Source organism: Pedobacter rhodius (assembly GCF_027213645.1).
In the GTDB taxonomy this organism is placed as follows: Bacteria; Bacteroidota; Bacteroidia; order Sphingobacteriales; family Sphingobacteriaceae; genus Pedobacter; species Pedobacter rhodius.
Genome location: NZ_JAPWGL010000003.1, coordinates 1 through 24,508, shown reverse-complemented (window position 1 = coordinate 24,508; position 24,508 = coordinate 1). Strand labels below are relative to the sequence as shown.

The window sequence follows — 24,508 nt, the reverse complement described above, 5'->3', positions numbered from 1 at the left end:
AAATGATTGTTAAAGTAAAATTTTACAGTTAGCGTCAGGCCGATTCTGCCTTATCATTATATTTGGGGAAAATTAAATTTATGATCGCACACCACGTATTATTCTGGCTAAAAGCCGATACCACAGCTGAACAAATAGCCGCTTTCCGTAATGGTTTAGAAAGCCTTGAAAAGATTGAAGTTGTAAAAACATTTCATATAGGAACGCCTGCACCAATCGAAAGAGCGGTTGTAGATACCACTTATACTTTTAGTTTGATTTTATTTTTTGAAGATTTAGCAGCGCATGATGTTTATCAGGTTCACGAAATCCACAAGGCATTTTTGGACGAGTTCCGCAGTTTGTTTGAAAAAGTTATTATTTACGATGCGGAATAAATAATTAAATAAGACGAGGGTTAATTAATTTTATAAAAACCAATATGAGTGACCTCCGTCTTTTCGAGCGCAGTTGAGAAATCTTTGTACACAATTAGAAAGTATGGGTTTAAAGATCGCTCTGTTTCGCTACGCTCCAATTGAGATGACGAAAAGATAAGTCGTCTTTTCGAGCGTAGCCGAGAAATCTCTAGGGTTAAAAACTCAAATTCAAACCCTCGACTGCGTTCGAAAGAACGACTAATTCAACGTAGCTTGGCAAAATCAATTGTGATAGTCCTTCGAGAGGCTCACGATTACAAAAGATTGATAGTTGTCGTCATTCCCACGCAGATGGGAATCTTAAAGCTTGCACGACCAAATTGATGCGTGAGGTACTAATCATCAATAATTAACGTAATCACCCATGTTTACTAAACTTTTTTCGGAGGAAGATCAAAAGCAATTGCTTCATGCTCAAAATGGCCGTTGTGTGCGCCATCGCAAAAAGGTTTGTTTTTAGATAATCCGCATCTGCAAATCGAAAGCACGGTTCTTCCCTGTAAACCATATTCGTTCCCGTTTCTATCTACGATTTCAAAATCGCCTTCTATTTTAACCGATCCGTTATTGTTAATTGTAAGTTTTGTCTTCGACATAATATGTTTTGTTTGCCGCAAACTTAGAACAATAGAAACCGGTTACATAATTTCATTTTAATTTAGAAACGTTCTCTGTTGGCGGTTATGGCTTTAAAAAAATTAAAAGCATCAATCAGAAATGGTTGATGCTTTTAATTTTTTTAATTTATTTTCTACTTCCAGTCATCTATAAAATCCATTCCACCCATTCCAATCGGTGCGCCCGGAGGCATTATTTGGGCAGGTTCAGGTTGAAATTTAGCCGGCGATTCTTCAAATTCTTTGATTTGAGATAAGCCGTACAAAATATTTGCCTTTTGCTTCGGGGCAGCAGCACTCATTTTTCCATTCATCCATGATTTTAGCTCCGAAATTTCCAACAGTGCTTCGCCCCTGACACTTTCAGAAGCGCGGTTGTTTGCCGCCAGCTGCAGTAGATATTTCAGCGTAAGGTTGTTCACCATAACCTGTAATTGTCCTTTATAACCTGATACAGGTTCAGCTTTCCAGGTTTTTAAAAGCAGTTTTTCTACCACAGCAATTAATCCAGGTTGCTCCGAATCGCGTGAATTATATTCTACCAAACGCGAGGCACGTTCAGGGTTTAGCAATGAAGAAATGGTTTCATTAGCTGCCGCTTCGGCAGTAGCAATCGGGTCGAAAGTTGGACCTGTATAGCCGCTGAAAGTTTCTGCAGAAGCCGGGTAACCCGACGGGCGAGGCGGGATTTTCTGTATCAAACTTTCCGGCAACGCTAAGGCGTCAGGACTAACAGTTGCAAGCAAAGCATCGAATGCAGCCCATTGTTGTGCCGGCTCAACCATTTTAGTAGGTTTTTGCCCGTCATTTTTAACTGCATGGGTGAAGTATAATCCGCCAATGTTTTTGGCAACCGCTTCAATCTCGTAACGGTGCAATAAATAAATCGGAACTAACACTTCTTCCAGCGTTGCCATCGGTGCATCTTTAACAATTGCTTTTTCCGAGAAATTATCTAAAACCTGTCTGCGGATTTTCATCAACCTGTTCAGTTCGGTAATTGTATTTTCGCCATCTTCCCATTGGTTTGCATTCGGATGTACATATCCACCAATGTCTGGAATGTATTGGAAACCCTGTTTTAAGGTTTCATTCATAATTTTATCCAGCTCTGCATTTTCATCAGCTCCTTTCGGGAAATCGCTGTATCCCCACATGATCGCTCTTTTATCCCAGCTGCCAATGCCTTTGGCGTAGGCATCAGATAAGTCGATGCTGCCATCGGCCTTTTGTTTAATGCGTGGAAACGGATAATCCATTACAGAAGCCCGTTCCTTCAGACTGGCCGCAAAATTGTGGTTCAAGCCAAGCGTATGACCGATTTCATGCGCTGATAATTGCCTGATTCTGGCGATAGCCATTTCCTCCATTGCTTTACTAACGGGCTTTCCATCGGTATATGGTTGCAATAAACCTTCAGCGATTAAATAATCCTGGCGATGACGGTCGGAACCTAAAGTTACCACACCTTTAATGATTTCGCCTGTTCTTGGGTCGCTGTAAGATGAACCATAAGAAAATGCTCTCGGGCTGCCTGCACGGGTAATCCAGTTTACAACATTATAACGGATATCCATCGGGTCGGCACCTTCGGGTAACTCTTTAACCTGAAAAGCATTTTTATACCCGGCCGCTTCAAAAGCTTCGTTCCAGAAGGCGCCACCTTCAATTAACGCTTTTTTTATTGGGGCTGGTGCACCTCTATCGATGTAGTAAATGATGGGTTTAACGGCCTCACTCATTTTAGCATTCGGGTCTTTCTTTTCCAGGCGATGCCTGCGGGTAAAGCGCTTAACCAGAGGTTCGGACATTGGTGCTGAAAAATCTGTATAACTAAATAGCTGATAACTGGAGCGCGGATCGAATTTTCGCTGTTTAAAATTATCATCAGGTAATTCTACAAAAGACTGATGCATTCTAACCGTAACCGCGTTGGCATCAGGAGCGATATTGCCTCGTCCACTTGGTGCGCCGCCTGTAAAAGTGAGCATGGCTTCAAACTCGGTATTTTTAGGGAAGTTTTTAGTGTTTGGTAAGAATATAGCCGAACGGGTTTCATCTACGCGGTAAGTTCCGCCTCCTGTTGCTGCACCTCTTCCGCCTGCACCACCCGAAGAAGCAGGTGCGCCAATTGTTCCGCCAATATTCTGGCTATCACGAATAATAAATGGTGTTAAATCAATTAAAACCTTATCGCCTTCTACAGCTACAGGCGCAAAACCCCAGATAACTGATTTTGCAAAAGAGCCTTCAACGGTTTTAATTTCATCAGGATTGCCATTACCGGCACGATAAGCCAGGTTTGGTTCTAATAGAAAAACTTTCGGACCAACTTTAATAAAACGGGTAACATTTGTAGAGGCGCCACCCCGCTCGGCATTTCTGCCTGCCCCATCCGTTAACGAACTGAAATAGAGAAAATCTTTATCAAAAGCTGTAATTTCTAAAAATACTTTTCCGGTTTTTTCATCATAATAAAAATCGAAATAGCCTTCCTGCTTTTTAAAATCTTTGGTAAAGGTGGTAATACTGGTTGCGGGTGTTGCCGATTGCGTTCGTCCGCCAGCCGGCGTTGTTTGCGCGTACGTAGGCTCATAGGCAAACAAGGGCACAAGTACGGCTAGAGCGTAAAGTTTTTTAATCATATGGGATAGCTTTAGTTTGGTTCAAGGATACAAAATCAACATTGGGTTAACAATTCGCTTTGCATAGCAAATATAGTTTAAAGGATGATTAACAATTAGTTACTCGCGTAACTTTTTGATGGTGCAGCATATTTTTCTAAACAAAAGAAAAGATTATTTTTATAGTAGCGTTTTTAAATCTCCTATCGTTTACATTTTGAAAACCTAAACCTAAAATTATGCGCTATTTACCTCTACTGCTTTTAACCTTGTTATCCTTTGGCTGTAAAAAAGAATCTGAAAACGGTAAAGTTGTTGAATTATTCGTTGATCATTATGCTGCTTCAGGAAAACAAATGATATATACTTTACCTGATAAAGCATTAATCGGTACTTATCTCGAAGGTTTTGATGAACGTGAACTTGGCTATACTTACAGGGTACGAGCTACGCTTTACATTCCGGATGTAGCGCCAATGGATGGGCCAAGTCAATGGTATACGTTTGTAAAGGTTTTAGATAAAGAACTTTATAAAGGAACAGAATCATTTGTAATCTCATTGAAAACCAGCAGTATTTTCACCACAAATATAGCCGTTCGATTAGAAAATCAAACTTTCTATTATGGCAGTTATATTTTAAGGCCAGAAAACGATGCGGTAAGAAAGCAATTGGAAGATGTTTTAGCATTAGTACCAAAGTTTCAAACGGATTCGCAATATGCCGCGAAGGTTTTAATAGATGCTACCGTTGTTCATGACCCGAATAATAGAAACAATGGTTATTTGGTGAAATCAGTTAAAATCCAATAGGAAGTTTCCTGATATCTTACCACCTTGGACACCTGAGGCTAACGGTATTGTTTTAAGTGCTTCGCTTAGATATACTAAGGTTTCTAAGGTGGTGAAGTATTTCTAAAGAAAGCAGTCGTATTTAATATTGACCACCTAAGGCACCTAAGAAAACGGCACTTATTTAGCTATCCTACTTAGTTGAACTAAGGTTTCTAAGGTGGTGAAGTATTTTTAAAGAAAACAGGCGTATTTAATATTAACCATCTAAGGCACCTAAGAAAGCAATATTTTATTTATATACATCGCTTAAGTGTACTAATATGTTTAAGGTTGTGAAAGATTTTCGAACAAAAAAGTCGCCAATATCTTAGATAAATCATTCCTATATTTAGTGGAAAATTGAATAAACAATGTCGCAAAAATTAGAAGTCTGGCAGCGGGGTCCATTACCTGATATTATTCCTGTTTTGCAACCTGTTGCCCATGCATTATTACAGGCAAGGGAAGAAATTAATGACTATTTACATCAATTTCCGGTAGAATTGCTTTGGATACGCCCGGCAGGGATGGCCTCAACAGGTTTTCACCTGCAGCATTTAAGTGGTGTACTCGATCGTGTCTTTTCCTATGCCAGAAACGAGAAACTCTCTGAATTTCAATTTGAACAGCTGGCAGAAGAAGGAAAAGATTCGGAAGTTGGTTATAAGGTTGAAGATTTAGTGAACCGTTTTAATACGCAGGTTGATATTGCTATAGCACAAATTAAAATTACCGATGAATCTTCTTTGGGTGATTTCAGAGGGATTGGCCGGGCTGGCTTACCATCTACTGTAATAGGTTTATTGGTTCATGCTGCTGAGCATACCATGCGCCATGTCGGACAATTAATGGTAACGGTGGCTGTTGTAAAAAATGGTGGTATTTAACAATATAAAAGCTTATTAATGTTTAATAATGAAAGATAAGTATGCAGTTATAGAATTTATTACTATTTATACTATTAAAAAAGAGCCTGTATCATTAATTATGACAGGCTCTTTTATTTATCCGGTTGCATTTTAATGCTACTGGTTATTATCAAATTTTGATTAATCTTCTACAATCTCACTATTCAGGCTAACGTCGTCCTTTACATCTTCTTTAAAGTAATTTTTCTGGAAAATTAGTATAAGTATCACGCCAACTGAAATCGCGGCATCAGCAAGGTTAAAAACCGGTCTGAAGAATACAAATTCATCACCACCCCAAATTGGAATCCAGCTTGGGAAATGTCCTTCCGCAATCGGGAAATAAAGCATGTCTACAACGCGGCCGTGAAACCAGCTTTCGTAGCCATAAATCTTCCCGTAAAATACCGAATCGATAATGTTTCCCAGCGCACCGGCGAAAATTAAAGCTACATTTAAGATTAAGCCACGGTGGTATTTGTGCTTAATTAAATAATGTAAACCGTAACCAATACCTGCAACGGCAGCAATACGGAACAATGATAAAGCTAACTTTCCAAACTCACCGCCAAATTCCATCCCGAACGCCATACCGTTATTTTCGGTGAAATGGATAATAAACCATTTACCGATAATGTTAAACTCCTGACCGAGATACATATGGGTTTTAATCCACGTTTTCAGCACCTGGTCGGCAAGTAAAACTAAAAAGATAACGAATAAAGGTTTTGTATAGCCTTTCATTAACTCTGCTTTAATTTAGCTTCCATGCTCAAAGTAGCATGAGGAACTGCACGTAAACGTTCTTTTTGGATTAATTTCCCGGTTTCGCGGCAAATGCCGTAAGTTTTGTTTTCGATACGTACTAGAGCATTCTCCAGGTTATCAATAAATTTTTTCTGACGGGCAGCCAATTGATTGATTTGCTCTTTCTCCATGGTTGCTGAACCATCTTCTAATGTTTTGTAAGCCCCTGAGGTATCTTCCGTGCCATTAGCGTTAGGGTTACTTAATGATGAGGTTAATGCATTAAGTTCTTCTTTCGCCATGCGTAATTTATCTTGAATTAATTCTTTAAATTCCTGAAGTTCGCTGTCTGAATAGCGCGTTTTGTTACTATTTTCCATGCTTTTAATTTAGTTTTCTAATATATGGATTTATATTTTAGTTATTGAAATGCTTAACTCAACATCATCGATAACGATTTTGTTTGCATTAGTTACTGTATCCGTTAATTCGAGGTCATCGGCTAAAATTTCTGCGCAAATGTATGCCTTGTTTTTAGCAACTGCCGCCGTTACAAGATTATCATTTTGTAAAGCTACTTTAATCCTATCGGTCACTTCGAAGTTTAATTCTTTACGTAAGTTTTGAACCCTGTTAACCAATTCACGGGAAATTCCCTCTTGTTTCAGCTCTTCAGAAATGGTTACATCTAAAGCAACGGTTAAGCTGCCCAGATTGGTTACCTGCCATCCCGGAATATCTTCCGCAAAAACCTCAACATCATCATTTAAATCGATGGCATGCTGAATATTGTCGGTACCGAAAACATTTAAATAGCCATCTACTTCCAAACGTTGGATGTCGTCCTGAGTCATGTTTTCTAAAGCAGCCTTTACAATGCTCATGTCCTTGCCCACCTTTTTACCTAACGACTTAAAGTTTGGCTTTAATTTTTTCTTTACGATGCCATGCGTATCCGTAATGAATTCGATGTGCTTAACATTGGTTTCTGAAAGAATATAATCGGCTACCTTTGAAATTTTACGCTCGAAATCGCCATTTAAAGATGGGATTAAGATTTTTTCTAAAGGCTGACGAACATTAATACCAGATTTTTTACGCAATGATAAAACCATTGATGAAATATCCTGGGCATAAACCATACGTTCATTCAAATCTGTATCGATTAAGCCTTTATCCGCCTCATTCCATAACGTTAAGTGAATAGATTGCTCCGCATATGCATCGGTAACCGTTAAATTTCTGTACAACCAATCGGCAAAGAAAGGTGCTACAGGACTCATCAGTTGTGCTAAAGTTTCTAGGCAGGTATATAGAGTCTCGTAAGCGGCACGTTTATCATCGGTCATTTCACCTTTCCAGAAACGGCGGCGGCTTAACCTGATGTACCAGTTGCTTAAATGTTCATCAACAAAAGTTTGGATGGACCTTGATGCTTTTGTTGGCTCATAAGTATTGTAAGCCTCATCCACTTCGCTGATTAAGTTTTGCAATAAGGATAAAATCCAACGGTCTAACTCGGTTCTATCCGCAACTTTGATTAAATTATTTTTGTCGATTTCGAATTTATCGATGTTGGCATACAAAGCAAAAAATGCGTACGTATTATAAAGCGTTCCAAAGAATTTACGGCGCACTTCATCCAATCCCTCTAAGCTAAATTTCAGGTTATCCCAGGGCGATGCATTACTAATCATATACCAACGCGTTGCATCGGCACTATAGGTTTCGATGGTGCTGAATGGATCGACTGCATTGCCTAAACGTTTAGACATTTTGTTGCCGTTCTTATCCAAAACCAATCCGTTTGAAACAACGTTTTTGAATGCTACGCCAGGGTTTCCAACCTTTTCATTTACGGCTTTGATTTCATCACTCGTTTCGTTTAACATGACTGCAATAGCATGTAACGTGAAAAACCAGCCACGGGTTTGGTCAACCCCTTCCGCAATAAAATCGGCAGGGTAAGCATTTTCGAATTCTTCTTTGTTTTCGAATGGAAAATGCCATTGTGCATAAGGCATGGCGCCACTGTCAAACCAGACATCAATAAGGTCGGTTTCGCGTATATAAAAAGAATAGCTTGGTAGAAAAGACTCATTGCGACCCCTTTTCTTTACTATCATTACATTATCAATATAAGGACGATGTAAGTCAAAAATTTTACCTTTCCAAAGTGTTTCTAAAGGTGTTGCATATTCATTTAATAATTTTTCAATCGCTAACTCATCTACTGTCAGCAATAAAATCTCTCTAAAATAATTTACATTTAAATTATTGGTAAGAGCTAAATCTTGATAAGTTCTTATCCAATGAGTTTGATATGTATCATAATCATTGAAAATCGAAAATAAAATAGAATTTGAATCCTTTAAATCTAAGTTGAATTTTTCGATATCCAAATAAAAGGAACGTAATAAACAATTTTTCTCAATAGATTGTGGATTATACAATTCTTCTATACTGCCTATACACAATTCCAATTCATCGAATTCGAGTTCATTATTCGTACGCCAGATTGGAAGTGGTGTTCCCCAATAACGGGAGCGGGATAAATTCCAGTCAACCAGGTTTTCCAACCAGTTACCGAAACGGCCGGTTCCTGTTGATTCCGGTTTCCAGTTGATGGTTTTATTCAGTTCGGCCATCTTATCTTTAACCGCAGTTGTTTTGATGAACCAGCTGTCCAAAGGATAATACAAAACCGGTTTATCAGTTCTCCAGCAATGCGGATAGGTGTGGACGTATTTTTCTACTTTGAAAGCCTTATTTTCTTCTTTCAATTGGATAGCCAGCTCCACGTCAACAGATTTATCCGGAGCCTCGCCATCTTTATAATATTCGTTTTTAACGTATTTGCCGCCATAATTACCACCTAAAGCAGCGATGAATTTGCCTTGCAAATCAACCAATGGAACGGCATTTCCTTTTTCATCCAGCACCAGCATTGGCGGCACTTCTGGTGTTGCCAATTTGGCTACGCGGGCATCATCAGCTCCGAAGGTTGGCGCCGTGTGAACAATACCTGTACCATCTTCAGTGGTTACGAAATCGCCTGAAATCACCCGGAAGGCATTTTCAGCATTCTGATAAGGCAATGCATAAGGTAATAATTGCTCGTACTTAATGCCTACTAAATCTGAACCAACATGTTCTGCTAAAATGGTATATGGTATTTTTTTATCTTCGGCTTTGTAGCTTTTGAAATCTTCGTCACTTTCAGATAAAAAGTATTTTCCTGCAAATTGTTTACCTACAAGTGCTTTTGCTAAAATCACCTGAACGGGTTCGAAAGTATATTGATTAAAAGTTTTAACCAATACGTAATCAATTTTCGGTCCTACGGTTAAAGCGGTATTGCTTGGCAATGTCCATGGTGTGGTTGTCCAGGCTAAAAAGTGAACAGTTCCGAATGCTTTTAAGGCCTCAGGCAAAGTTTCATTAATTGCTTTAAACTGCGCAACAATTGTGGTGTCGCTAACATCTTTATAAGTGCCTGGTTGGTTCAATTCGTGTGAACTTAAGCCCGTACCGGCAGCAGGTGAATATGGCTGAACCGTATAACCCTTATATAAAAATCCTTTATCGTAAAGTTGTTTTAGAATCCACCAAAGTGTTTCTATGTAGTTGTTTTCGTAAGTGATGTATGGATTTTGAAGGTCGACCCAATAACCCATTTTCTCGGTCAGGTCGTTCCACACATCAGTATAGCGCATCACCTCTTCTTTACAGGCCGCATTATACTCATCAACACTGATTTTTTTGCCGATATCTTCTTTAGTGATGCCTAATTTTTTTTCAACAGCAAGCTCAATTGGTAAGCCATGTGTATCCCAGCCACCTTTACGCTTAACCTGGTAGCCTTTTAATGTTTTATAGCGGCAAAAAATATCCTTAATCGCACGAGCCATTACGTGATGAATCCCCGGCATGCCATTAGCAGACGGCGGACCCTCGTAAAAAGTAAAAGGATTAGATTTCGGACGGGAAGAAATGCTTTTTTCAAAGATATTTTCCTTTTTCCAGAAATCCAGTATTTCCTGCCCTATTTTGGCAAGTTCCAATTGTTTAAATTCGCTATACATCAATCAAGTACCTCAAAAAATTTAAGGTTGCAAAGTTAAAAAAATTGAATGAATTTCGGTAGTTTTGATGTAAATACTTTGATGTGAAATCATTTAATATCGGGCTTTTAATTAGGATTGCAGCTTTGGTAACAGTTCCGGTTGTTGCCATTATCAATACCGCCAGCCAAGATTGTGCAATACGCACGCTATTTCTATTGCCTGCCCGAACTAATTGGACTCATCTTTGTTTTGGTTCATATTTATTATCTTAACAGAATACGCCATGATCAAGCTCCTTAAATTACAGAAAGCCGTTTTAGTACTTATTCTTGGTGTGCTTTCTTTTATTGCCTACCGGATTTTAGATGCTTATGAAGTAAGTTGGGCAAGGTATATGCAAATGTTGGCCGGCGTTTTGGTTATGATAGGTGCCCTCTGGTTATTATTTCCAATCCTTTTCGCTAAAAAAGACAATGATGGAAATGCTGAAATCATTACCGATCCAACGGTTGAGGTTCCGGTAGATGAAGAAGAGGAAAAACCAGCTGTGGAATAATGCGACAAATTCTTCAATTCAACCAAACCAATCGAAAACAGCTTTTCTTTCTAATTTAGAATTTTTATTTATCGCAGAGCCGTTGCGTAATAACCCTGTAAAGATTCAGTTATCACTATAATTTATTAAGTCTAAATGCCATTTGAAACATTTTATAAAAAAGGGAATAGTATAATTCTATCCCCTTTTTCTAAATTAATGCTTAATTGATAAGTTATAATAAGCGTATTTTCAGGTGTTTTATAGCTTTTTTAATGGTTTGGCATAGCCATAAATAGATTTTATCAATTAAATAATTTAATTGTTTAATCTACTTTCCCTTTTGCCTTACTCACAACGAACGCATTTATAATGCCCATAAGAATAATTATCAAAATGTTTCTCTGCCAATTAACTTCGGAGAAAACAAAATAATCAATCAGAAAAAGTACTATTCCGCCGATTATTGGAGGCAATAATATTAATGGTAATCTGTTCATTTATATAAAATTATAATAACTGCATAATTTTTTCAGGGTAATATTTTTTTACACAAACTATTTATTTTATTACACGAACCACTGATATCTATTACACAAATCTAAAATTTATAAGACGGTCTGGTTTTAAATTTTACTTAAAATATTAGACTTGAATTAGTTTTAAAAGGATTGGTCTGGTAGCTCCTTATTTAAAGCTACTAATGATCAAACTCCCCAACATTTTTTGCAGATTCCTCATCGGAAACCAACTTTCTAACTTTCTTTTTATCCAGCCATAATACCAAAGCAGGCAGTAAGGTTAAATTAAAAATCAAAGCAACGAATAAAGTTATCGAAAGCAATAAGCCTAAAACGACCGTTCCGCCGAAAGTTGAAGCAGTGAAGATTCCGAAACCGAAGAACAGAATTAAGGCAATATGTGTCATACTTACCCCTGTTTCGGTAATCGTGTCGGTAATCACTTTAGGGACAGAAAAGTTGGTTAAATTAAGTTCCTGCTGATATCTTGTTAAGAAGTATATCGTTTGGTCTGATGCTAAACCAAAAGCAATCGTAAAAATTAAAATCGTTGATGGTTTTAAAGAAATTCCAAAATAACCCATGATTCCGGCTGTGATAAGGAGCGGGACGATATTTGGTAATAAAGAAATGAACATAATGCCCAAACTCTTAAACTGAGCCAGGCGTAAAAGCGATATCAATACAATTGCCAAACCAATACTTTCGAACAGATGCCTCAACATATAATCCGTCCCTTTTGAGAAGATAACGCTTGAGCCGGTTAATTCGACATCAAATTTATCAGGAGGCAAAATGCTGTCGATGCGGGGTTTCAGTTCAGCCATGATTGCATCCAGGCGTTTCGAACCCACATCGGCCATTTGGAAACTGATTCTTGTACTTTGATTTCCTTGGCTTACGAAATTGGTTAGCAAATTGGCGTTTCCTTTTCCGCCGCTGGCAATATATGCCAGAATGAAGTTTTTCTCCATGTTATCAGGTAAACGGAAGAAAGTAGAATCATTGTTGTAAAAAGCCTGGGTGGCATATTTTAAACCCATATTCACCGAAATTGAACGGGAGAATTCCGGATAAGCTGAAATCATTTTCTCCATTTTCTCCATTCTCTTCAGGTTCGTTAAGTTGAAAACGCCATTCTTTTTCCTGGTGTCAACACTGACTTCCAAAGGTAAAATGCCTTCAAAATTTTTCTCGAAGAATTTCAAGTCTGTTAAAATCGTGGAGCTTTTTGGTAAGTCATCAACTACATAACCATTCACATTGATTTTCATTACGCCAATAAAGGCAATGATTGAAATCACGATTGTGCCAATGTAAATCAGGCTGCTTTTCTGTTGAACGAGGTTGTCCGTTTTAACCAGTAATTTATGCAGAAAGCCTTCTTCAACATGAGTTTGGGCTTTTAATTTTGGTGCAGGTAAATAGCTGAAAATTATCGGAATTAAACATAAACACATCAACCAGGTTATCATTACATTTATCGATGCCACGCTGCCGAATTGCATTAATAACTCACTTCCGGTAAAATATAAAACGCCGAAGCCAATTGCTGCGGTAATGTTGGCAATTAATGTGGTAACCGCAATTCTTTCAATGGTTAGACTTAGTGCCCGTTGTTTATCGCCATCTTTTCTTAACTCGTTCTGGTATTTGTTGAGTAATAAAATACTGTTCGGAATGCCGATAATTACAATCAGTGGTGGAATTAAACCTGTCAAAATGGTCAATTCGTAACCAAATAAAACCAGCGTTCCGATGCTCCAGATTACGCCCATAACCACCACTAAAATCGGAAAGAAAACCGCATAAAATTTTCTGAAGAAAATCAATAAAATAATTGCTGAAACCAGAATTGATAAACCTAAGAAAAGAACAAATTCGTTACTTACTAATTTACTCACCGCCGTACGGATGTAGGGCAAGCCTGAAATATGAACCTGTATTTTTGTTTTTTCCTGAAACGCTTTTGCTTTTTCTTCAATCTGTTTTAAAATCGGGTTTCTTTCTGCCGTATTTAAGATTTTGGTATCAAAGGTAATCGCCATTAGAGTGGCATTTTGTTTATTGTAAACCAATCCCTCGAAAAAAGGGGTATTGAATAAGGTGTTCTTAATCGAATCCATTTCGGCATCTGTTTTCACCAGGCCATTTGGAATAGGCTTTAAAACAAACTTTTGTTCAACCGTATCTTTCTCCAGTTGAAAAATCCGACCGGAAGATAAAACCGCCTTTATGCCCTTTAACTTTTGAATTTCATTCGAAAGCTGAACCCATTGGTTGTAAACATCTTTCTTAAAAATAGCAGGCGATTGAATACCCACAACCATTACACTTCCATCTTCGCCGAATGTTTTTTTGAAGCTATTATACTTTACAAAAGCACTGTCGGTAACGGGTAAAATCTTACTTCCTGTATAAGAGAGTTTTACATTTTTGGCCTGATAAGCCATGAAAACTGTACCAAGTAAAAAGAATACGATAATTGCAATACGGTTCTGAAGAATAAACCTTGATAGCTTTACCCACATGTGTAGTCTGGTTTTAATTATAATGATAAGGGCAAAACTAATCTTATTTATAAATCAGAATGACTTTTTGCACAATTAAATTTGCACAAATAACATACTTTTGAAAAAAATGTTTTAACTGCATGTTGCACAAGGTCAGGGGGATTGTTTTAAAAACGACTAATTACAGTGAAAGTAGTGTAATTGTACAAGTGCTTACCGATAAATTCGGGATGCAATCTTACCTGATTAACGGTGTTAAAAAGCCGAAGGCGAAGATTAAAATGAACATGCTGCAGTCTTTGCATCTGCTGGATATGGTGGTTTACCATAAAATAAATACCAGCATTCAGCGTGTTTCTGAAGTTCGTCAAACACCAGTTTTTAAGCGTATTCCTTACGATATTGTGAAGTCTAGTATTGTAATTTTTCTGAATGAGGTATTGTATAAAAGTATCCGGCAGCAATCTGCTGACGATAGTTTATTTGATTACATCTTTAACTCGGTAGCCTGGTTTGATGAAAGTGAAGAACTTAACCCCAATTTTCATTTATCGTTTCTTTTAAAATTAACGCGTTTCCTGGGTTTTTCACCAAATGAAAAAAGGAGAACCGACCAAATTTATTTCGATTTACAGGAAGGAGAATTTGTTTCCAGAGTACCCATTCACTTAAATTATCTTCAGTTAGAGGATGCCCTGGATTTTATTTCATTATTCAATACACCCCTTGAAAAAATTTCTGAAATAAAAATGGGTAATATGAAAAGGCGCTTTTTGCTGGATAAGATATTGGTTTTCTATACCTTACATACAGCGTCATTTGGTGAAGTTCAATCCCATAAAATCTTAGAAACATTGCTCAGCTGAAAAAAAATAAAAAAGATTTGCGAAACAAGATTATAGCGCTATATTTGCATTCCCAAAAGGAAAGGGAAATTAGCTCAGCTGGTTCAGAGCACCTCGTTTACACCGAGGGGGTCGGGGGTTCGAACCCCTCATTTCCCACCAAGGCCTTTTAGTTTAAACTAAAAGGCTTTTTTAATAAAAAATGCAATCCTTTAAATAGGGGAAATTAGCTCAGCTGGTTCAGAGCACCTCGTTTACACCGAGGGGGTCGGGGGTTCGAACCCCTCATTTCCCACCAAAAGCCTTTCAGGAAACTGAAGGGCTTTTTTTATTAGTCCCTTTCTTATTCTCTGTATTTATTCATTTTTATATCCGAAATTGGCAAACAATATGGAAAGGTAAATGGGTAAAATCATCCGCTTTATTTTTTTTGGGAACTATTTTGTAGGGATTTTAGCAGTCGCTTTAACCATAGAAGCAACCATGCAGTTGCGGTTACCTTTTAATTCTGTTAATTATTACCTGCTGCTTTTCTTAGCGCCAACAATTTATTATACCTACGCGTACAATAAGGTTTCTACCAATCCATCAGCGATTAACCCACGCAACAAATGGTATTTTAAGCATAAAAAATTCATCAATTGGAGCCAAAGTATCCTTTTTATCCTGTGTATGATACTGGCAATAAATCTCCTTTATCAAAATTTCAGCAACATTCTGAATCTTCCCTTTATTTACTGGATTGCAATCATCATCATTATTATAGCCGGCGGGTTGTATTACGGACTATTGCCCAAATCTTTTTTAAATTTTAACCTTCGGAATACAGGTTGGTTAAAAGCTTTTGTTATTGGTTTTGTTTGGGCCTGTTGTGCGAATGTATTGCCGCTGATTATGCTTAAGATAGAAACGGGTATTGGATATCATGATTCTGTTTTATGGACCTGGCTTTTCATAAAAAACTGGATGTTCTGTACTGTAAATGCCATCATTTTCGATATTAAGGATTACCCTACAGATGCTAATAAACATTTACGAACCTTCGTTGTTCGTTATGGATTGCGTAAAACAATTTTTAATATTCTAATTCCCTTATTAGTTATTGGCCTGATATCGCTTGGAATATTTGCCAATTATAAAGGTTTTGCATGGCCCCAGGTTTTTTGTAATGTTTTGCCATTTATACTAACCATTTACGTGGCTTATTCCATGCACAAAAGGAAAAATATTCTATATTATCTGATGGTAATAGATGGGTTAATTTTATTCAAGGCCATTTGCGGAATTACAGGCATGCAGTTTGTTAGATAGACAGAAAGCCAAAAGCAGAAAGACTAAAGCTGAAAACAAAGCATAATGTTTAAATTTGATTTAGGTATGATCTTAAAAATTCATATTATCCTGAAAATCTTTTAATCCTGAAAATCCTGGTCAATAATTATGATAAAATAGCGGATTACTATGATAGCTTAAGCCGGCTGGTATTTGCTAAATCGCAGGTTAATGCCCAAATCAATCAATTAAGCCATATTCCTGAAAACAGTTTGATACTTATTGTCGGTGGGGGTACGGGTTGGATATTGGAAGAAATTTCAAAGATTTATACTTCAGGATTAAAGATAATCTACGTGGAAGTGTCAGCGAAGATGATTGCTTTATCCAAGCACCGTAAAACAGGCAAAAATCAAATAGAATTTATAAGTACAGGCATTGAAGATTTTAAAACGGCTGAATTGTTTGACGTCATATTAACACCTTTTCTATTTGATAATTTTATCGAAGTGCGTGCTGAAATTGTATTTAGAAAACTAAATTTATTACTTAATACTAATGGACTATGGTTTCTAGTTGATTTTAGCTTAGATGACAAAAAAGGAAAATGGTGGAAGTGGGTCCTGCTAAAATCGATGTACATTTTTTTTAAAATCATTGGCATCGTAGAGGCGAATGATCTTGTTGATATGAAGCCATATTTTTTAGCTGAAAAATATCAAATTCTGGAGGAAAAATTTTATTACGGAAGTTTTATTAAAGCGTCCATATTAAAAAAGAATGAAAACAGGTAGCATTTAATATTATCTAAATAAAATAGCACCCGCTACTGTCGCAACAAACATTGCTGCCATTACAATTCTATCGGCATTAATCCATTGTGCTCTGGTTAAGGGGGTTGCAATTTTTTCTTCCGTTTGAGTTTTCTGCCTTGCAAGCCTGAAAACAGCGATGTCTAATTTAATAATCATAGGAAAATGTTTTTATAGGTTATTTTCCATAAGACAAAAGCCAGGCCAAAAGATTAGAAAAATGTTGAATTGTTAGTAACTCGCATTTTTTTGTTAACTAATTGATATTTATACTATTGCTGCGTATAAATTCCGGATTAAATCTCTAAAAAAGCTGTTTTATATTTAATACAGCTTTTACCGCCATCTGTATAGCAATGAATTTGTTAAATCAGAGTTAAATCCCTGATTTTAGTTTACTGTTCTTTTTGCCATACCAAAAATAGATGGCTAAGCCGATAATTAACCATACCCCAAGTCTCAACCAGGTTTCCCAGGGTAAGAAAGCCATCATAATTAAGCAGACCAAAATTCCCAACATCGGAATTAATGGAACAAAGGGAACTTTAAATGGCCGTTTTGCATTGGGATCGGTTTTTCTGAGGATTAAAATACCAACACAAACCATCAGGAATGCAAGCAAAGTACCAATGCTCGTCATTTCACCAACTACATTCATAGGCACAAATGCAGCAAAAAGTCCGATAAAAACACAAAGCATAATGTTTGATTTCCAGGGTGTTTTAAATTTTGGATGTACATCAGAAAATATTTTTGGTAGCAATCCATCTTTACTAATGGAATAAAACATTCTCGATTGCGCCATTAAATCAATTAGAATCACGGAGGTATAGCCAATCAGAATGGCTAAAATTATTGCCTGACTCAGCCAGCCATATGGTGTTTTTTCAATTGCAATGGCAACGGGTGCACCGCTATTTGCAAATTCCTTGTAATTTGCTAAACCTGTCATTACATGACCGAATAGGCCGAAAAGTATGGTACAAACCAATAAAGAACCAATAATGCCTATTGGTAAATCTCTTGAAGGGTTTTTTGTTTCCTGGGCTGAGGCGGCCACGGCATCAAAGCCTATAAAGACAAAGAAAACCAATCCTGCACCACGTAAAACACCACTCCAGCCAAAATGTCCAAAAGTACCGGTATTTTCAGGGATGTAAGGGTGGTAATTAGCGGGGTCAATGTATTGCCAGCCCAGGGCGATAAAAACCAAAACAACACCGACTTTTAAAAATACAATAATGCCGTTTACAATAGCCGAACCTTTTGTACCGCGGATTAAAATGGCAGTCATTAAAACCACAACCAAGGCTGCGGGTATGTTTACGATACCATTAACGGTTGTTCCATCGGCGAGTTTTGCAGTTTCGAAAGGAGATAAAGTTAGCTGCGGAGGCAAATAAATGCCTAAGCTGGAAAGAAAACGCGTTAAGTATTGCGACCAGCTAATGGCAACAGTAGCACAACCTACAGAATATTCGAGCACCAAGTCCCAACCGATAATCCAGGCAAACAGTTCGCCCATGGTGGCGTAAGAATAGGTGTAGGCACTGCCGGCAACCGGAATCATAGATGCAAATTCTGCATAACATAATGCCGCAAAACCACAACCTAAGGCAGCAATTACAAAAGATAACGTTACCGCCGGACCTGAATGATTGGCAGCAGCTAAACCTGTTATTGAAAACAAACCGGCACCTAGTGTTAAGCCAACGCCGATCAGAATTAAATTAATCGGGCCTAAAGTTCTTTTTAAAGAGCCTTCACCTTGTTGATTGGCTTCAGCAACAATGCTGGAAATTGATTTTTTCATGATTTTATTTTGTTGTCATAGGTTTGAAAGCTGTCAAGCAAGAAAAAGCTCAATTGATATTTCAGTGTTGTGCTTGATGGTTTTCATGAAAATAAGTTAAGATGCTGTAAAATTATCAAAATATATTAAATCTACCGTATTTGTATAGTTTTTGTCCCGCAGTTTTTTTTCGTAAAGCCGTTATTTCCGCGTAGACGGAAATTTTAATGCTTTTGTACAAAAATATTGCATCAGGATTCTCATTCCTGTAAGGATGAAAATTTTAATGCGCTCCGACTTATGGTCTGTTTCTTAAAGACCATTTCCTGTCGTTTTGCAAATTATAAACCAGGACTTAGATTTTTAAATTCTGCTCCCGTAGATATAGGTGATTTACGCAGAAATTTGCACGGGAGTCTGGGGCTTTTAAAGGTATCGTCTTTTCCTTGCAGACGGAAATCTTAATGCTTTCCGTCAATTAAACACTTGTTAATTCTTCAAAATCTTAACAAATCTAAACCTGATAAAGCCAAATAACGCCCAATTTTCTTTTCTCAAATCTGGACTATCGGCGATAGCAGGACCGATGGAACTTAACAATTATGATGCTTGCTTTTCAAAAAAATAGAATTTTAAGGCCTGTTTAAATATTATTAAAATTTTAAATAAAAATTAATAAACTGATTATCAGTTATTTACATAAAAATTAAATATTATTTTAGTACTATGTATTGCATAGTAATATATAAAACATATATCTTTGTATTATGATAGCAGAAAATACGCAAACGCAAATGCGGAAGGGAATTCTGGAGTACTGTGTTTTATCAATCATTGCCAGAGGCGAAATTTATGCCTCAGATATTATTGCTGAATTAAGGTCGGCAAAACTTTTGGTGGTTGAAGGCACATTATACCCATTATTAACCAGGCTTAAAAACAATGGTTTGTTAAGCTATAACTGGGTAGAATCTACCTCAGGCCCGCCCCGTAAATATTATACCCTAACCGAAGATGGCAGAGGTATTTTAACTCAATTAGATCAAACCTGGCAGGAGCTGGCTTATGCTGTAGGTATTTCACAAAAAGGAGCCAATCCGTAAATTATTTATAACCGCAAAGAAATGGAAAAGACCATCATCATAAATATAGGCAACACCATCATCCACATTGAGGAAAGTGCCTACGAGCTTTTGAAGGCTTACTTAAATGAAGTAAAACACTATTTTGCCAATCATGCAGATGATTTGGAAATCGTTACCGATATCGAAAACCGTATTGCCGAATTATTAACCGAGCAATTGGAAGAACAGAAAAAACAGGTGGTTGATGCCGCAAATGTGAATTTTGTTATTGGGCAAATGGGCAGGGTTCAGGATTTTGATACCGTTGAGGCTGATGCCGAGGAAGAACCGGTAAAGCACACAACTTACCAGGCCCAACCAACAGATAAAAAACTGTACCGCGATATGGACGAACGTGTAATCGCCGGTGTTTGTGCCGGAGTAGCACATTATTTGGATTTCGAAGCAAAATGGATTCGCCTGGCTGCGGTTTTAACCGTTTTCCTGGGGGGTACAGGTATTCTGGTTTACGCCTTACTTTGGATCATTATGCCTAAAGCTAAGTCTAGAATTGAAAAAATGGAGATGAAAGGTGAACCCGCAAATCTCCAGGGTTTCCAGAAAAATCTTAATGAAGAATTGGAAGCCGTGAGGGCACATCTCAATGAAGCAAATAAACACGCTCAACCGCTATTGGCACAATTCGGTAATTTTATTGGTGAGTTTTTTGAGTGGCTGGGTCGTTTTATATCGGGTACGGGGAAAGTGATTTTTAAGATTATTGCAATTATAATCGTCATATTCGGAGTACTATTTCTGTTGGGTTTAATCGTTGGTGCAGCCGCTTTTCAAGGTTTCTGGGATGCCAGCATTTATGAATATTTCCCATTCTCGATAATTAATGAAGGTAACCGTGGTGTGATTTTGTTTAGCGCTTTCATCGTATGTTTCATCCCGATTTTAGCTTTAGTTCTTTTCTCCATTCGTGTGGCTTTCAGCAAACAGGCTATTAATAAAACACTTTCTTTCGCCTTATTAATTATCTGGTTAGCCGGTGTGGCAACAGTAGGCTACCAGGCAGCGAAAATTTCATCAGAATTTAAGCAACATGCAGAGCTTACGCAAACCACTGAGCTGAAAACATTGCCAACCTACATTATTGATATTGATAAAAGCAAGTATTTCAGCAAGGAAGACAGTATTGCTTACCACATTAATGCCAACCAAAAAAATCAGATTGTAGTAGATGATTTTGAAGACGGACCATTTGTGTCGCCAAATAACATTCGTATCAATATTAATAAAAGTGAAACCGGCACAACGCGTTTAATACAAAAATTCGAATCGCAGGGAAAAACCTTTCAGAGTGCTTTGCAGAATGCCCAGAACATCAGCTATACATATACTGCTAAAGATGCCTCGTTGATTTTTAACCCTCGTTTTCAGTTAAGAAAAGGTGCCATCTGGAGAAATCAGGAAGTGTGGCTAAATTTCGAAGTACCGGTTGGAACGAAGTTGATTATCAGGGAAAATGCTTACCGATACGTTAACAATTATGGAACATGGGACTGTGCTGATAAGGAAAATGATTCAAATGATTATAGTACATGGATAATGACTGAAGATGGTTTGAAATGTGTTGCGCAATTGAAGGAAGATGCGATAAAAAAGAAAAAGCTGAAAGAAGAACTGCTTAATTTGGAATTGCTGCAAAAAAACAGACCTGTTGATACGGTTTATCAGGATTCTGTATCCAACAGAATCAGAGAAGTAAAAGAAGAATTGGGCATCAATCCTGAAGAAAATTAACTTAAAAACTTCGTAAGCCTACAAAGAAAAACCATGAAAAAATTATTTATACTAATTGCATGCCTTTTGGTGTGTGGGGCTTCCTTTGCCCAAAAAACCAGCAAACTTTCCGGAAAAGTTGTCGATGCAAAAGGCCAGGCTTTGCCCTTTGCCGTAGTGAGCGTTTTAAATTCTCCCGATACAACGGTAGTAAAAAGCGGTTCTACCAATGTAGACGGAGAATTTATTTTCGACCAGCTTAAAGACGGGAATTATCAGTTAAGGATTTCGATGTTGGGTTACAAAACAATGAAAACCGCAGTTTTTGCACTTACTGCCGATTTGAAAATGGCGAACTTAACAATTGAGGGCGATGCGAAACAACTTAAAGAAGTTAGCATTCAGGGGCGAAAGCCTTACATCGAACACCAAATGGATAAAACCGTTTTAAATGTTGAAAATAGTATTGTTTCGTCGGGAAGTACTGCATTGGAGGTTCTGGAAAAAGCACCGGGTGTACAGGTAGATCGTCAGAGTGAGCAGATTAAGCTGAACAATAAATCGGGTGTAACCCTAATGATTGATGGAAAAACCAACTTTTTATCCGGCGCTGATGTAACCACGCTGCTCAGCAACATGAGCAGCGAACAGATTGCTACCATTGAGTTGATCACCAATCCTTCTTCCAAATACGACGCCTCGGGAAATGCCGGAATTATCAATATTAAATTAAAAAGAAATAAGGCTTTCGGAACGAACGGAACAGTGTCGCTTAATGGCGGACAGGGCCTAATGCCCGATTCGCCCACTGATTTGGTTCGTGCAGGTATCAACTTAAACTTAAATCACCGCGAAGGTAAATGGAATATCTTCGGCAATGGTGCAATGGCCAGAAAATCCAATTTCAACAATACTTATTTAACCCGTAATACTTTTGCTAACGGTTTGGCAAGTGCTTTTACGCAAGATTTCGACAGAAAAAACAAGGGTGTTGGTTTCCAGGGTAAATTAGGCGCTGATTATTATGCTTCGGAAAAAACAGTTTTTGGGCTAATGGTTGATGCAAATACAGTAAATACGAAACTGGATAATTTTAGCAATACATTCATCCGTGAGGTTCAGTCGAATGCGGCTACTAACAATTCTGTATTACAAAATGCTTATTCGAAATCGCCTGCCAACAATTTAACAGCTAACTTCAACGTAAAACACGATTTCGATAAAACGGGTAAAAACATCACTTTCGATGCCGATTATTCTAACTTCAACAACAAAAAGAATGAGGAATTTAACGCCAGGTATTTAAATCAAAGCGGACAGCAAACCAATAATAGCCTGCTTAGAAATAACACAGATGCCAACATCGATATCTTCGCTGCAAAAACAGATTTAACCCTTCCGGTTAATAAAACGATGAAGTTTGAGGCCGGTTTAAAAAGCAGTTATGTTGTTACGCACAATGATTTTCTTTCTGAGCAATTTTTATCAGGCATTTGGCAGAACGATTTGGGTAAATCGAACAACTTTATTTATAAGGAAAACATCAATGCGGCTTATGTAAATTTTGGTAAAGAGTGGAAGGTTTGGCAAATTCAACTGGGTTTAAGGGCCGAACATACACACTCAAACGGTAACTCGGTAACCAGCAATAAGGAGGTAGATAGAAATTACCTTTCTATATTTCCAACGGCTTTTGTAAACCAGAAACTGAATGAAAATAATAACATCAGGTATTCTTACAGCCGCAGGGTAGACAGACCTAACTACCAGCAATTAAATCCATTTGCTTTTTACATGGACCCGTACGCAGTTGACCAGGGAAACCCTTACTTAAAACCACAGTTTACCGATAACTTTGAAATTGGTTACAGTTATAAAGAGATTTCTTTTTCGGTGAACTATTCAAATACAAAGGATTTAATTACACAAATCAGTCAGCAGGATGAGGTAACCCGAATTGTGAGCGTAATACGCCAGAATTTAGGAAGGGCACAAAATTATTCGGCAAACTTATACTTCCCGGTTAAAATTGCAAAATGGTGGAGCATGCAGAACAATGTGAGTTTATATTATAATAAATTTAGTGATGGCAACCTCCAGGGGGCAGTCTATAGCGCAGGTAAACTGGCTTATAATTTCAACACCTCACAATCTTTTATTTTACCAGATAATTTTACGGTTGAAGTTAGTTTCTGGTACAACTCGCCAAAGGTTTACGGGGTTGAACAAACCACCATTCCGCAATATGCCCTGAATGCCGGTATTCAAAAAAGTATGTTGAATAAGAAACTCAAACTGCGGTTAAATATGGATGATATCCTTTTAACCAATTACTGGAAAGGGGCACTTAATTATCAAAATGTTAACCTGCAGGTAACCAATCATTATACCAGCAGGAGGGCAAATTTTAGTATCAGTTATGCTTTCGGAAATCAAAATGTTAAATCGGCAAGATCAAGAAATACCGCAACAGATGATATTAAGGGCAGAGCCGGAGGTTAATAATAACCAATTAACAATAACCAAATATCAAGGAACCAATGACTAATGAACGATATAAAAATGAAAAGAAATATCTACGCCATTTTGCTGTCGGCGATTGCGATAAGCTTCGGCTGCAAAACCAACAGCACTAATTTAAACATCCAGGTTAAGGATTCCGAAACAGAATATACTTACGCAGCCGTTTATCCGGCCGGTAAAACGGAAAAACTCAAAAAATATATTGCACTTGAGCTAAATAACAAATTACCGATAGAACAACAAGTGGATACAACGGTAAGTTTACCCGGCGGCGAACAGTTTAAATTAAAAGCAACGGCGGGTGAGCTGAATATTCAGTTTAATAAACGGGATAATTCGGCAGCAGGTTATATCAAAATGAAAAAACTGACTGATGGAATCAATAAGATCCTTTCAGGGAAATAGCTTGTTTTTATAGCAGCGGTGAAGGGGCTGTATTATCGTGGGAAAGGCCAGTCTGATGGATAATTTATTTCATAAAAATCAATATAGATGACGTCGTCATCCGATAGATTCTGTGTTAATTTCCAAATAAAATATTTTATTTTTGTTTCATGGGCAGTCAAGAACTAGCCAGTGTAGCGTGCTGATCTTTTAGGTTTAGTGCGCTACTTTCTTTTAAAGCTGA

The 24,508-nt window shown here is 37.6% G+C and carries 19 protein-coding genes and 2 tRNA genes; 13 read left to right on the top strand and 8 right to left on the bottom strand.

Annotation, left to right across the window (positions count from 1 at the left end):
• Positions 1–80: 80 nt before the first annotated feature.
• Positions 81–377: a Dabb family protein gene (locus O0931_RS10155; RefSeq protein WP_269415464.1), complete on the top strand. Its 297-nt coding sequence runs from the start codon at positions 81–83 to the stop codon at positions 375–377.
• Positions 378–790: 413 nt separating this feature from the next.
• On the opposite strand, the gene O0931_RS10150 is transcribed toward O0931_RS10155, so the two are convergent.
• Together O0931_RS10150 and O0931_RS10145 are read right to left on the bottom strand one after the other, a co-directional pair.
• Entirely contained in the window at positions 791–1,015 is a 225-nt protein-coding gene (locus tag O0931_RS10150) for a CDGSH iron-sulfur domain-containing protein (RefSeq protein ID WP_056087622.1), read from the bottom strand.
• Positions 1,016–1,170: 155 nt separating this feature from the next.
• Positions 1,171–3,681 (bottom strand): zinc-dependent metalloprotease, encoded by a 2,511-nt coding sequence (locus O0931_RS10145; RefSeq protein ID WP_269415463.1) that lies wholly within the window; start codon positions 3,679–3,681, stop codon positions 1,171–1,173.
• Positions 3,682–3,899: 218 nt separating this feature from the next.
• On the opposite strand from O0931_RS10145, the gene O0931_RS10140 reads away from it, so the two are divergent.
• Positions 3,900–4,472: a hypothetical protein gene (locus O0931_RS10140; RefSeq protein ID WP_269415462.1), complete on the top strand. Its 573-nt coding sequence runs from the start codon at positions 3,900–3,902 to the stop codon at positions 4,470–4,472.
• Between the two features lie 392 nt (positions 4,473–4,864).
• Complete coding sequence (locus O0931_RS10135; RefSeq protein WP_269415461.1) at positions 4,865–5,380, top strand: DinB family protein; 516 nt, start codon at positions 4,865–4,867, stop codon at positions 5,378–5,380.
• 162 nt (positions 5,381–5,542) lie between these two features.
• Here O0931_RS10135 and O0931_RS10130 read toward each other — a convergent pair whose 3' ends face one another.
• The 3 genes from O0931_RS10130 to ileS are packed head-to-tail and all read right to left on the bottom strand — an operon-like array spanning position 5,543 to position 10,233.
• A complete protein-coding gene (locus O0931_RS10130; RefSeq protein WP_269415460.1) occupies positions 5,543–6,145 on the bottom strand; it encodes a lipoprotein signal peptidase in 603 nt (200 codons plus the stop codon).
• The gene (locus tag O0931_RS10125; RefSeq protein WP_010600357.1) at positions 6,145–6,528 is read right to left on the bottom strand and encodes a TraR/DksA family transcriptional regulator; all 384 of its coding nucleotides are present in this window, start codon (positions 6,526–6,528) and stop codon (positions 6,145–6,147) included. Before O0931_RS10125 ends, O0931_RS10130 begins: the two co-directional genes overlap by 1 nt.
• A 30-nt stretch (positions 6,529–6,558) precedes the next feature.
• Positions 6,559–10,233 carry an isoleucine--tRNA ligase gene (gene ileS, locus O0931_RS10120; protein WP_269415459.1) on the bottom strand — a complete coding sequence of 1,225 codons (3,675 nt, stop codon included), beginning with the start codon at positions 10,231–10,233 and terminating at the stop codon, positions 6,559–6,561.
• Positions 10,234–10,498: 265 nt separating this feature from the next.
• Here ileS and O0931_RS10115 point away from each other — a divergent pair, with 265 nt between their 5' ends.
• Complete coding sequence (locus O0931_RS10115; protein ID WP_269415458.1) at positions 10,499–10,771, top strand: isoleucyl-tRNA synthetase; 273 nt, start codon at positions 10,499–10,501, stop codon at positions 10,769–10,771.
• Between the two features lie 679 nt (positions 10,772–11,450).
• On the opposite strand, the gene O0931_RS10110 is transcribed toward O0931_RS10115, so the two are convergent.
• The gene (locus O0931_RS10110) at positions 11,451–13,802 is read right to left on the bottom strand and encodes an efflux RND transporter permease subunit (RefSeq protein ID WP_269415457.1); all 2,352 of its coding nucleotides are present in this window, start codon (positions 13,800–13,802) and stop codon (positions 11,451–11,453) included.
• Positions 13,803–13,924: 122 nt separating this feature from the next.
• Here O0931_RS10110 and recO point away from each other — a divergent pair, with 122 nt between their 5' ends.
• The 5 genes from recO to O0931_RS10085 all read left to right on the top strand — a co-directional run bounded on the left by recO (position 13,925) and on the right by O0931_RS10085 (position 16,695).
• Positions 13,925–14,650 (top strand): DNA repair protein RecO, encoded by a 726-nt coding sequence (gene recO / locus O0931_RS10105; protein ID WP_269415456.1) that lies wholly within the window; start codon positions 13,925–13,927, stop codon positions 14,648–14,650.
• Between the two features lie 63 nt (positions 14,651–14,713).
• Positions 14,714–14,791, top strand: a tRNA-Val gene (locus O0931_RS10100).
• Between the two features lie 58 nt (positions 14,792–14,849).
• Positions 14,850–14,927, top strand: a tRNA-Val gene (locus tag O0931_RS10095).
• Positions 14,928–15,031: 104 nt separating this feature from the next.
• A complete protein-coding gene (locus tag O0931_RS10090; protein WP_269415455.1) occupies positions 15,032–15,940 on the top strand; it encodes a UbiA prenyltransferase family protein in 909 nt (302 codons plus the stop codon).
• A gap of 104 nt (positions 15,941–16,044) precedes the next feature.
• On the top strand, positions 16,045–16,695 hold the full coding sequence (locus O0931_RS10085; RefSeq protein WP_331283628.1) for a class I SAM-dependent methyltransferase: 651 nt from the start codon (positions 16,045–16,047) through the stop codon (positions 16,693–16,695).
• Between the two features lie 9 nt (positions 16,696–16,704).
• Here O0931_RS10085 and O0931_RS10080 read toward each other — a convergent pair whose 3' ends face one another.
• Together O0931_RS10080 and O0931_RS10075 are read right to left on the bottom strand one after the other, a co-directional pair.
• Entirely contained in the window at positions 16,705–16,872 is a 168-nt protein-coding gene (locus O0931_RS10080) for a hypothetical protein (protein WP_269415454.1), read from the bottom strand.
• A gap of 217 nt (positions 16,873–17,089) precedes the next feature.
• Positions 17,090–18,526 (bottom strand): amino acid permease, encoded by a 1,437-nt coding sequence (locus O0931_RS10075; RefSeq protein WP_269415453.1) that lies wholly within the window; start codon positions 18,524–18,526, stop codon positions 17,090–17,092.
• 746 nt (positions 18,527–19,272) lie between these two features.
• Between O0931_RS10075 and O0931_RS10070 the strand changes: the two genes are divergently transcribed.
• The 4 genes from O0931_RS10070 to O0931_RS10055 are packed head-to-tail and all read left to right on the top strand — an operon-like array spanning position 19,273 to position 24,285.
• A complete protein-coding gene (locus O0931_RS10070) occupies positions 19,273–19,608 on the top strand; it encodes a PadR family transcriptional regulator (protein WP_269415452.1) in 336 nt (111 codons plus the stop codon).
• 21 nt (positions 19,609–19,629) lie between these two features.
• Positions 19,630–21,378, top strand: a complete 1,749-nt coding sequence (locus O0931_RS10065) for a PspC domain-containing protein (RefSeq protein ID WP_269415451.1) — start codon at positions 19,630–19,632, stop codon at positions 21,376–21,378.
• A gap of 33 nt (positions 21,379–21,411) precedes the next feature.
• Positions 21,412–23,859 carry an outer membrane beta-barrel family protein gene (locus O0931_RS10060; protein ID WP_269415450.1) on the top strand — a complete coding sequence of 816 codons (2,448 nt, stop codon included), beginning with the start codon at positions 21,412–21,414 and terminating at the stop codon, positions 23,857–23,859.
• 60 nt (positions 23,860–23,919) lie between these two features.
• Positions 23,920–24,285, top strand: coding sequence for a hypothetical protein (locus O0931_RS10055; RefSeq protein WP_269415449.1), 366 nt, complete (start codon positions 23,920–23,922; stop codon positions 24,283–24,285).
• The last annotated feature ends 223 nt before the right edge of the window (positions 24,286–24,508 follow it).

Coding starts and splice junctions, on each gene's coding strand:
- O0931_RS10155 (WP_269415464.1), top strand. CDS start 81: ATGATCGCACACCACGTATTATTCTGGCTAAAAGCCGATACCACAGCT.
- O0931_RS10150 (WP_056087622.1), bottom strand. CDS start 1,015: ATGTCGAAGACAAAACTTACAATTAACAATAACGGATCGGTTAAAATA.
- O0931_RS10145 (WP_269415463.1), bottom strand. CDS start 3,681: ATGATTAAAAAACTTTACGCTCTAGCCGTACTTGTGCCCTTGTTTGCC.
- O0931_RS10140 (WP_269415462.1), top strand. CDS start 3,900: ATGCGCTATTTACCTCTACTGCTTTTAACCTTGTTATCCTTTGGCTGT.
- O0931_RS10135 (WP_269415461.1), top strand. CDS start 4,865: ATGTCGCAAAAATTAGAAGTCTGGCAGCGGGGTCCATTACCTGATATT.
- O0931_RS10130 (WP_269415460.1), bottom strand. CDS start 6,145: ATGAAAGGCTATACAAAACCTTTATTCGTTATCTTTTTAGTTTTACTT.
- O0931_RS10125 (WP_010600357.1), bottom strand. CDS start 6,528: ATGGAAAATAGTAACAAAACGCGCTATTCAGACAGCGAACTTCAGGAA.
- ileS (WP_269415459.1), bottom strand. CDS start 10,233: ATGTATAGCGAATTTAAACAATTGGAACTTGCCAAAATAGGGCAGGAA.
- O0931_RS10115 (WP_269415458.1), top strand. CDS start 10,499: ATGATCAAGCTCCTTAAATTACAGAAAGCCGTTTTAGTACTTATTCTT.
- O0931_RS10110 (WP_269415457.1), bottom strand. CDS start 13,802: ATGTGGGTAAAGCTATCAAGGTTTATTCTTCAGAACCGTATTGCAATT.
- recO (WP_269415456.1), top strand. CDS start 13,925: ATGTTGCACAAGGTCAGGGGGATTGTTTTAAAAACGACTAATTACAGT.
- O0931_RS10090 (WP_269415455.1), top strand. CDS start 15,032: ATGGGTAAAATCATCCGCTTTATTTTTTTTGGGAACTATTTTGTAGGG.
- O0931_RS10080 (WP_269415454.1), bottom strand. CDS start 16,872: ATGATTATTAAATTAGACATCGCTGTTTTCAGGCTTGCAAGGCAGAAA.
- O0931_RS10075 (WP_269415453.1), bottom strand. CDS start 18,526: ATGAAAAAATCAATTTCCAGCATTGTTGCTGAAGCCAATCAACAAGGT.
- O0931_RS10070 (WP_269415452.1), top strand. CDS start 19,273: ATGATAGCAGAAAATACGCAAACGCAAATGCGGAAGGGAATTCTGGAG.
- O0931_RS10065 (WP_269415451.1), top strand. CDS start 19,630: ATGGAAAAGACCATCATCATAAATATAGGCAACACCATCATCCACATT.
- O0931_RS10060 (WP_269415450.1), top strand. CDS start 21,412: ATGAAAAAATTATTTATACTAATTGCATGCCTTTTGGTGTGTGGGGCT.
- O0931_RS10055 (WP_269415449.1), top strand. CDS start 23,920: ATGAAAAGAAATATCTACGCCATTTTGCTGTCGGCGATTGCGATAAGC.